Consider the following 8,975-nt stretch of genomic DNA (forward strand, 5'->3'; position numbering starts at 1 on the left):
GGGAGACGCCCATGCCCTCCGCCCATGCGCTGAGCCGCTTCACGGTGCTGGATCTCACCCGCGTGCGCTCGGGGCCCACGGCGGTGCGCCAACTCGCCGATTGGGGCGCGGACGTCATCAAGATCGAGCCCCCCGGGGGCGACCGGATCGGCGGCAACCGCGACGGCTCGGATTTCCAGAACCTGCACCGCAACAAGCGCAGCCTCACCCTCGACCTGAAGCAGCCCGAGGGCGTCGCCGTGCTGAAGCGGCTCGCGCACTCGGCCGACGTGCTCGTCGAGAATTTCCGGCCTGACGTGAAGGAGCGTCTCGGCATCGGCTACGCGGCGCTGGCTGCCGAGAACCCCCGGCTCGTCTACGCCAGCATCTCCGGCTACGGGCAGAACGGCCCCTACCGCATGCGCCCCGGGCTCGATCAGATCGCGCAGGGGATGGGCGGGCTGATGTCGATCACCGGCGAGGCCGGCGGGGGCCCGGTGCGGGCCGGCATCGCGGTCGCCGATTCGAGCGCCGGCCTGTACTGCGCCCTCGGCATCCTGACGGCGCTCCTGGAGCGGGAGCAGTCGGGCCAGGGGCAGTGGGTCCAGACCTCGCTCCTGCAGGCGCAGATCGCGCTGCTCGACTTCCAGGCGGCGCGCTGGACCATGGACCACGAGGTCCCGCCGCAGATCGGCAACCACCACCCGACCGCCAGCCCCATGGGCGCGTTCCCGGCGGCCGACGGGCACGTGAACATCGCGCCGATCGGCGAGGCCATGTGGCGGCGCCTGTGCGCCGTGCTGGGCCATCCCGAATGGGCCGAGGATCCGCGCTTCGCCGACCAGCCGGCGCGCAGCCGCAACCGACACGACCTTGCCGAGGCGATCACCGCGGTGACGCGGACCCGGACAGCCGCCCATTGGGTCGAGGCCCTGAACGCGGCCGAGATCGCCTGCGGCCCGGTCTACACGATGGATCAGGTCTTCTCCGACCCGCAGGTGCAGCATCTCGGCATGGCCGAGACGGTGGAGCATCAACGCCTCGGGCCCATCGGTCTTATCGCCCAGCCGATCCGGATGTCCCGCTCGGAAGGGCATGTACGAACGGCGGCGCCCGATCTCGGTGCGCAGAGCGACACGATCCTGCACGCCTTCGGCTTCGACGCGCAGGCGGTGGCGGACCTGCGGGAGAAGCGCGTGATCTGAAGACCGGCCAGCCCGGCCCCGAGATCGGGCGGCCATCAGGGAGGACACCATGTCGGACCGGAGACGCCCATGGACCGCTTGAGCCTCGCCGCGGTCCCGGACCGCGCACCCACGGCCGCACGGGTGACGTCGAGCACCCGGGTCTTCTGGATCACCTGGGCGGGCTGGATGCTCGATGGCTTCGACTCGGCCATCTACATCTTCGTGCTGGTCCCGGCAGTGTCAGACCTCCTCGCGGCCGGGGGCATCGAGCCCGCCCGCGGTACGATCGCGCTCTACGGCGGCTACTTCTTCTCGATCTTCATGCTGGGCTGGGCCTGCTCGATGTTCTGGGGCTGGCTCGCCGACCGGATCGGGCGCGTGAAGGTGATGTGCCTGACGATTCTCGTCTACTCAGTGTTCACCGGGCTCTGCGGCCTCGCGGGCGGGCTCGCCTCGTTCGCCGTGTTCCGGTTCTGCGCGGGATTCGGCGTCGGCGGCGAGTGGGCGGCGGGAACGCCGCTGCTTCACGAGTCGGTGGACGAGCATCAGCGCGTGCGGCTCGCGGGCTGGCTCCACACCGCGACGCCGACCGGCCTGCTGCTGGGCGCGGCCGCCTCGTTCCTCGCCCCGGTGATCGGGTGGCGGGGCATGTTCTTCCTGGGCGTGCTGCCCGCCCTCCTCGTCGTGGCGATCCGCGCCACCGTGCAGGAACCGCCCCGGGCACAGCAGGCGCGGACCGAGCCCGGCGCCGATCAGCCGAGCCTCGCCGCCATGTTCACGGGGCCGCAGGGCCGCACCACCTGGGCGGCCGGGCTGATGATGTCGTGCATCATCCTGGGCCTGTGGTCCTCGACCTACTGGGCGCCGACCCTGGTGATCAGCAAGCTCGTCGCGACGGGGTCGACGCCGGCCGCCGCCCAGAAGGTGGCGGCGATCAGCGGGATCATCACCAACATCGGCACGCTGATCGGCTGCCTCGCGATGCCGTTCATCGCGACGTGGTTCGGCAGCCGCCGCCGGACGGCCACGGCCTTCTTCCTCGGCGCCTTCACCATCAACCTGGTGGCCTATCTCGGCGCAGCCGTCTGGCTCGACAGCGTCACGCTGTTCATCGCGCTGTTGCCGCTCGTCGGCTTCTTCACCAACGCGGTGTTCGCGCTCTACACGATCTGGCTGCCCGAGCTGTTCCCGACGCGCCGCCGGGCCTTCGGGTCCGGCTTCGCCTTCAGCTTCGGGCGCATCCTCGGCGCGCTGGGGCCGACGATCGTCGGCAGCCTCGTGGTCGTGACAGGATCGTATCCGGAAGCCCTGGCGATCATCTCGCTGATCTATCTCATCGGCTTGCCGACAATCTGGCTCGCTCCTGAGACCGCGAACAAGGCGCTTCCTGTCTGAGAGCGGAATGGTCTCCTGGATCCGACGATCTGGCAGGTCCAGATGTTTCGTCCGGACACTGCGGGGAAATTCTACGCTATCGCATAAGATGCAAACATCTGGTGTTGAGGATTAATTATCTTCGTCAGTCCACTCGGTTTGGTCTAACATGGTTGTGGGGCGCGCAAGCCAGCAATCGGTAAAGCAAACGATGCGCCGCCGGATCAGCGGCTGAAATTCAAGAGCCAACTGTCACCCGATGTACATTGCTGCCTGTAGAGCATGATTGACGGGCACCCCGGTCGGGGACATCCTCGCGATCAATCCGCGGCCCAGAAAAACGGGCCGAAGAACAAGTGGTAGGCCAGCCAATAGGCCTGCCCGGGGAACGAGGGAACGCCTTTGATCAGTCGCCGCACGTTCGCCGGTGCCGTCCTCGGCGCGCCGGTAGCCCTGCCGTTCCTGGCGCGATCGGGCTTCGCCGCAACACCGACCCACACACTGAAGCTCACCTTCGCCGACACGCAGGCGCATCCGCTCTACGCTGTGCTGAAGCGCTTTGCCGAGAACGTAAACAAGCGGACGGACGGCGCTGTCGAAATCCAGGTGTTCAGCATCGGCCAGCTCGGCAGCGGCACCAACATCATCACCGGCATGCAGACCGGCATCATCGATCTGTGCGCACACACCTCCGGCTTCATCGGCCCGCTCTTCCCGCGATTTCAAGTGGTGGATCTGCCCTTCCTCTTCCCCGAGGCCAAGACCGCCGAACGGGTTTTGGACGGGCCGATCGGCGGTCAACTCCTCGACCTCATGCCCGCCAAGGGCATCTACGGACTATCCTACGGTCACTGGGGTTGGCGCGTCGTATCGAGCGTCGAGCGGAAGGTGCCGGAGCCGACTGACATCAAGGGACTCAAGATCCGCGTCCAGCCCGGCGCGATCTTCGCGGCGATGTTCCGAACACTCAGCGCGAACCCGATCGCGATCGACCTGACCGAAGTGTACCTCGCGCTGTCCCAGCACACGATCGAAGCCATCGAGACGCCGATCATCTCGGTCGCGGCCGGCAAGCACGATGAGGTCGTGCGAACGATCAACACGACCAATCACGTCTACAACGTCGGCGTCCTCATGGCGAGCAAGGCCAAGTTCGACGCCCTGCCCGAGCAGGCGCGGAGCGCGATCAGGGCGGCGGCGCACGATATGACGGGCGACTGGCGCACCACGATCGCGGCGGCGACTGACGAGACCGCCGCGCGCTTCAAGGCGAAGGGCTTGGCGATCCTGCCGGTGGACCAGGACGCGTACCGCAAGCAGGTCGAGCCGGTGTACAAGCAGTTCCGCGACATCATCGGGCCGGATCTGGTCGATACCGTGATGAAGGAGGTCGGGAAGGGTTAGCCTCCCGTGTCCGCCGGAGAGCCCACGCTGGCCCACGGTACGATCGAGCGGACATCGACCACACTCGCCCTGTCGCCCTTCGCCGCGCTCCGCCTGTACGGCCGAGGGCTCGACCTCGTCGAGTGGCTCTGCCGCGCCCTCCTCGTCGTGGCGCTCGTCGGCGAACTCGGGATCATCCTCTGGGACATCACTGCCCGCTCGACGATTGATCTGTCGCTGTTGTGGGCGGACGAGGCCGCCAAGCTCTGCCTCACGACGCTCGCCTTCATCGGGGGCGCCTTGGCCTACCGCGCCAAGCATCACACCACCGTCGAGTTCGTGCGCCAACTGCTGCCGGCCGGTTGGCGCGAGCCCGTCGCGATCGCGATCGACGGTCTCGTCCTCGTGACCGCGGCCACCGTCGGCTACGTCTCCCTCGACCTTCTATCGATCACTGCGCTGTCCACAACGCCGATCCTGCAGATCAGCGCCGCTTGGTTCGTCGTCCCGCTCAGCGTCGGTATGGCGCTCGTCGTGCTGTTTGCGATCGAGCGGTTCGCGACGGATTACCGCCCTGCCCTCGCCTGGCGCACGCTGGCTGGCGTCGCCGTCACTGTTTCGATCGTGCTCGCCGTCACCGCGCTGCCAGCCGTCTCGCGCCCCGGTCCACAGGCGGCGCTCGGCCTGATGCTGGTCCTGTTCTTCGCCGCCGTCCTCCTCGGCCTGCCGGTCAGCTTCGCGATGCTGCTCGGCTCGCTGTTCTTCCTCCAACTGACCGGAACGGCGCCGCTGATCGCGGCAGCGCAGAACACCGTCGATGGGACGGGCAACTTCATCCTGCTGACCCTGCCGTTCTTCATCTGGACGGGCCTCATCATGGAACGCGGCGGGATCAGCCTCCGGCTGGTTCGCTTCGCGATGGCGCTCGTCGGCCATCTGCGCGGCGGCCTGCTCCAGGTCGTGGTCCTGACGATCTACCTCGTGTCCGGCATCTCCGGATCGAAGGTCGCCGACGTCGTCGCGGTCGGCTCTGTGCTGCGGGGCGAGCTGAAGAAACAGGGCTACGGGCCCGAGCGGAGCGCGGCGGTCCTCGCAGCCTCGGCTGCGATGTCGGAGACGATCCCGCCGAGCCTGGCGATGCTGGTCCTCGGCTCCGTCGCGCCGATCTCCATCGGGACACTGTTCATCGCCGGCCTCCTGCCCGCGGCCGTGATCGCCGTTCTGTTGATGATCCTGAACTGGGGCCTGGCCGTGCGTGAAGGGGCACCACGCATGCCGCGCGCGACCGGACCCGAACTCGCCCTAGCGGCCGGGGCGGCCGCGTTGCCGCTCGTCATGCCGGTCCTGATGGTCGTCGGCATCCGCTTCGGTTTCGCCACCCCGACTGAGATTTCAGCTGTCGCCGTGCTCTACGGCCTCGTCCTGGCCTGCGGCGTGTACCGCGCCTTCGGGCTGCGCGATCTCGTGCGGATCGTCGTGGAATGCGGGGTGCTGTCCGGGATGGTGCTGTTCATCATCGCCGCGGCCGGCTCGTTCGCCTGGACGCTCACCGCGGCGAACCTGCCGGTCGCCCTAATCTCGCTCCTGCACGCGCTCGGCGACAGCCGGGCGGCGTTCCTGATCGGTTCGCTCGCGCTGCTCGTCGTGGTCGGATCGCTGCTCGAAGGGCTCCCGGCGCTGATCATCCTCGGGCCGCTGCTGATCCCCATCGCGGGCCAGTACGGGATCGACAGCATCCACTACGCGATGGTCATCATCCTCGCGATGGGGATCGGTATCTTCATCCCACCGATCGGCATCGGCTTCTACATCGCGTGCGCCGTCGCCGAGAGCCGCATCGAGGCAGCCAGCCGGGCGATGATCCCCTACCTCATCGTGCTCGTCCTCGGCGTGCTCGCCGTGGCGTTCATACCCTGGTTCACCCACGCCCTGCCCAACCTCGTCGGATCGCGCTGAGCCCCATGACGGATGATACCTGCCTCGCACCCGATCCGGACGTGCGTCCCCCGACCTTCCGGATGCCGCCCGGTGCGACCGACGCCCATTTCCACGTCTTCGGTCCGAACCGCCTCGTGCGGCTCGTGCCCCAGCGCGACTACACGCCGCCGGAAGCCGCGGCCGCGAGCGCGCGCCGGCTGTTCGACACGCTCGGCATCGAGCGGATCGTCGTCATCCAGGCGAGCATCTTCGGCTTCGACAACCGTGACCAGCTCGAGGAAGGCGCTCAGATCGGGCTACCGATGCGCGCGGTCGTGGTGGTCGATCCGGACGCCTCCGAGGCGGAGATGCGCGCCCTGCACGAGCGAGGTGCGCGCGGCACTCGCTTCATCATGGCCCATCCGGGCGGCCTTGAACCGTCCGGGATCGAGCGGGCCGCGGCCCGGGCCTCCGAGATGGGCTGGCACCTCCAGTTCCTCCTGAAGCCCGCACACCTCGTGGATCTGGAGCCGCGCCTACGGCGGCTTCCCTGTCCGGTGGTGATCGACCACATGGGGTTTCTGGCGCCCGAGCAGGGGCTCGAGCAGCCGGGGTTTCAGGCCCTGCGTCGCCTCATCGAAGCCGGGACGGGGTGGGTCAAGCTTTCGGGCGCCTATCGCCTGTCTCAGGGAGGCCCGCATTATCCGGAGCTTCGCCCCTATGTGGAGGCCCTCCTCGCGCTCAGACCCGATCGTCTCCTGTGGGGGAGTGACTGGCCACATGTCGGGTTGAGAAGCGGGATGCCCAACACCAGCGACCTCCTAGAACTGTTTGGTTCCTGGGTTTCCGACGAGGCTGACCGTCGGCGCATTCTCGTCGACAACCCGGATGCGCTCTTCAAATTTTGAGCGCGTTGACAGGGCGGCATCGTCGGTCGCGATGGACTGGTCCGCCGCACCATCGGCTTCCGGGGCGAGGAACGGTCTTCCCTCCCCGTCCCCCGGGACGGACAAGCGGGATTGGGGTCGACCCACGCCTTACGGAGCTTCAGGCCCGCGGATCGGGCAGGGACGCGATCGCCATCCTCTCCGGGGAACGCCTCGAACTCAGGCACCGACCCAATGGGTCAGCACGTTTCGCTGCGCGGCCTGGATGTGCTGACGGGCGCTGGCCTCCGCGCGTTGACTGTCGCCATCCGCGATGGCCGCCACCAGCGCGGTGTGCTCCTGTTCGGCTTCGACTACGCGGTGTGCATTGCGCCGCCGCGTATTGCCGACGAGGGCCAACAGGGCCGCCATGCAGCTGAGATGCTCGGCGAGGTACCGGTTCCGGGCACAGGTGTGGATCGTCAGATGAAGATCGCGGTTTTGCCGTGCGCCGGCCACGGGATCGTCCGCTGAGGCGCGCTCCTGTTCGAGGATGTGCCGCATCCGTGCGATGTCGACCGGCGTCGCGTATCGCGCGGCCAATGACGCTGCGGCGCCCTCGGCCCATTCGCGCGCCGTGTACAGCTCCGAGACCTGCTGCTGATCCAGGGCCGCGATCCGGATGCCGCGATGCGACTGCATGCTCAGTAGTCCCTCCGCCTCCAGGCGCTGCAGGGCATCCCGGAGCGGCGTGCGGCTCATCTCGAGCCACGTGGTCAGATCTGCCTCGCGCACGAGCGATCCCGGCGCCAGCTGACCGTCCTGAATCGCCGTGAAGATCGCGTCGTAGGCGCGGCGGCTCAGCGGCCGGTCACCCCCTGGACTTCCGGGCAGCCAGGATTTCTCAGCCTCCGACCGCAGTTGCCCCTCCTTCACGCTCCCGCGTCCCGCCTCGAACCCTACCGTCGCGTCACGCTGGACTCAACCGTATACAATTGTATATGGATTGACGGGCACGGGTCGGATTCGCGTGCAACCGCCCGCGAAGCCTTCCGAGTGTTGTCCTGCCATTTCGGGATTTGCGGGCCTCCGTTCGTGGCCGTTCGACCCGGCTTGTTAAACGAGAGCGACACACAGAAGGTCGCCGCCCTGCACGATCCGGCCCGTAACGCGCGGGGCCAGAGTCAGTGAAACATCGCCCGGGAGTAGACATGCCGTTCAGGCGAGGTTGGATCGCGCTGCTCCTGTTCGCGCTTGCAATGATCAATTATATCGATCGCGTAACGTTATCTTTTGCCGCAGGGCCGATCGCGAAGGAATACGGGCTGGATCCGGTTTCCTTGGGGTATCTCTTCTCGTCGTTCCTGTGGACATACGCGCTGTTTCTGATCCCGATGGGCCTGCTGGTCGACCGGTTCGGTGCCAAGCGCGTCGCAGGTTTCGGGCTCACGCTCTGGTCGCTGGCGACGGCGGCGACCGGCCTGTCGACCAGCTTCGCCTCGCTTCTCGCGACACGTCTCGCGATGGGGGCGGGTGAGGCGACGAGCAATCCCGCGGGCGCTCGCGTCATTCGCGAATGGATGCCGGCCGGCGAGCGTGGGGCCATGAACGCGGCCTTCAACAGCGGGTCCTACGCGGGGCCTGCCCTGTGCGCCCTCGTGGCCGGTCCCATCATCGAGCATTTCGGCTGGCGCGCGCTCTTCTTCGCCGCCGGGGCGATCGGGCTGCTCTGGCTGATCTGCTGGCTCAGCCTCTTCTCCCGCCCGGAGGACGCGCGCTGGCTGAGCGAGCCTGAGCGGGCCAAGATCCTGGCCGAGCGAACCGGCAACACGGCGGCCGCGGGCGACCGCACGGGCCTGGTCGGTATGCTGTCATCCGGGCCGACGCTGTGGGGGCTGGCCCTGACGATGGGCTGCAACGTCTACTCGCAGTACCTCTTCCTGACATGGCTGCCGAGCTATCTGCAGACCACCAAGGGGCTCACAATCGCCAAGACTGGTCTCTACGCCGCGATCCCGTACACGGTGGCCGTGGTACTCTGCATCGTGATCGGGTTTCTCAGCGATCGTATGATGCGGGGTGAGGTCGGCGGCGGTCGGCGCCGGTACGTCATCGCGTCCACGATGATGCTCGCGGCCACCGTCCTCTTCGCGCCCTTCGTCGACGCCGTGTGGCTGAACCTGGCGCTGATCGCGGTATCCCTGACCGGCATCGCCTCGACGACGTCGTTGACGTTCTCCCTGGTCAACGACCTGCTGCCGAACCCGCG

General features: G+C 67.6%; 7 protein-coding genes. 6 read left to right on the top strand and 1 reads right to left on the bottom strand.

What is annotated here, in order from left to right:
* Positions 1 to 11 precede the first annotated feature (11 nt).
* The 5 genes from MKK63_RS24510 (at position 12) to MKK63_RS24530 (ending at position 6,748) form a co-directional block, all read left to right on the top strand.
* On the top strand, positions 12 to 1,184 hold the full coding sequence (locus MKK63_RS24510) for a CaiB/BaiF CoA transferase family protein (protein WP_244006342.1): 1,173 nt from the start codon (positions 12 to 14) through the stop codon (positions 1,182 to 1,184).
* Between the two features lie 69 nt (positions 1,185 to 1,253).
* Positions 1,254 to 2,561, top strand: a complete 1,308-nt coding sequence (locus MKK63_RS24515) for an MFS transporter (RefSeq protein WP_244006343.1) — start codon at positions 1,254 to 1,256, stop codon at positions 2,559 to 2,561.
* A 381-nt stretch (positions 2,562 to 2,942) separates the two neighbouring features.
* Positions 2,943 to 3,944, top strand: a complete 1,002-nt coding sequence (locus tag MKK63_RS24520; protein WP_244006344.1) for a TRAP transporter substrate-binding protein — start codon at positions 2,943 to 2,945, stop codon at positions 3,942 to 3,944.
* A gap of 6 nt (positions 3,945 to 3,950) precedes the next feature.
* Entirely contained in the window at positions 3,951 to 5,879 is a 1,929-nt protein-coding gene (locus tag MKK63_RS24525; protein WP_244006345.1) for a TRAP transporter large permease subunit, read from the top strand.
* 5 nt (positions 5,880 to 5,884) lie between these two features.
* Positions 5,885 to 6,748: an amidohydrolase family protein gene (locus MKK63_RS24530; protein WP_244006346.1), complete on the top strand. Its 864-nt coding sequence runs from the start codon at positions 5,885 to 5,887 to the stop codon at positions 6,746 to 6,748.
* Positions 6,749 to 6,946: 198 nt separating this feature from the next.
* Here MKK63_RS24530 and MKK63_RS24535 read toward each other — a convergent pair whose 3' ends face one another.
* Positions 6,947 to 7,642: a GntR family transcriptional regulator gene (locus MKK63_RS24535; RefSeq protein ID WP_244006348.1), complete on the bottom strand. Its 696-nt coding sequence runs from the start codon at positions 7,640 to 7,642 to the stop codon at positions 6,947 to 6,949.
* A gap of 323 nt (positions 7,643 to 7,965) precedes the next feature.
* Here MKK63_RS24535 and MKK63_RS24540 point away from each other — a divergent pair.
* Positions 7,966 to 8,975 (top strand): MFS transporter (locus MKK63_RS24540; protein ID WP_244006353.1); only part of this gene is annotated, 1,010 nt, incomplete at its 3' end.

Origin of the sequence: Methylobacterium sp. J-088 (assembly GCF_022829295.1) — a bacterium.
GTDB lineage: Bacteria > Pseudomonadota > Alphaproteobacteria > Rhizobiales > Beijerinckiaceae > Methylobacterium.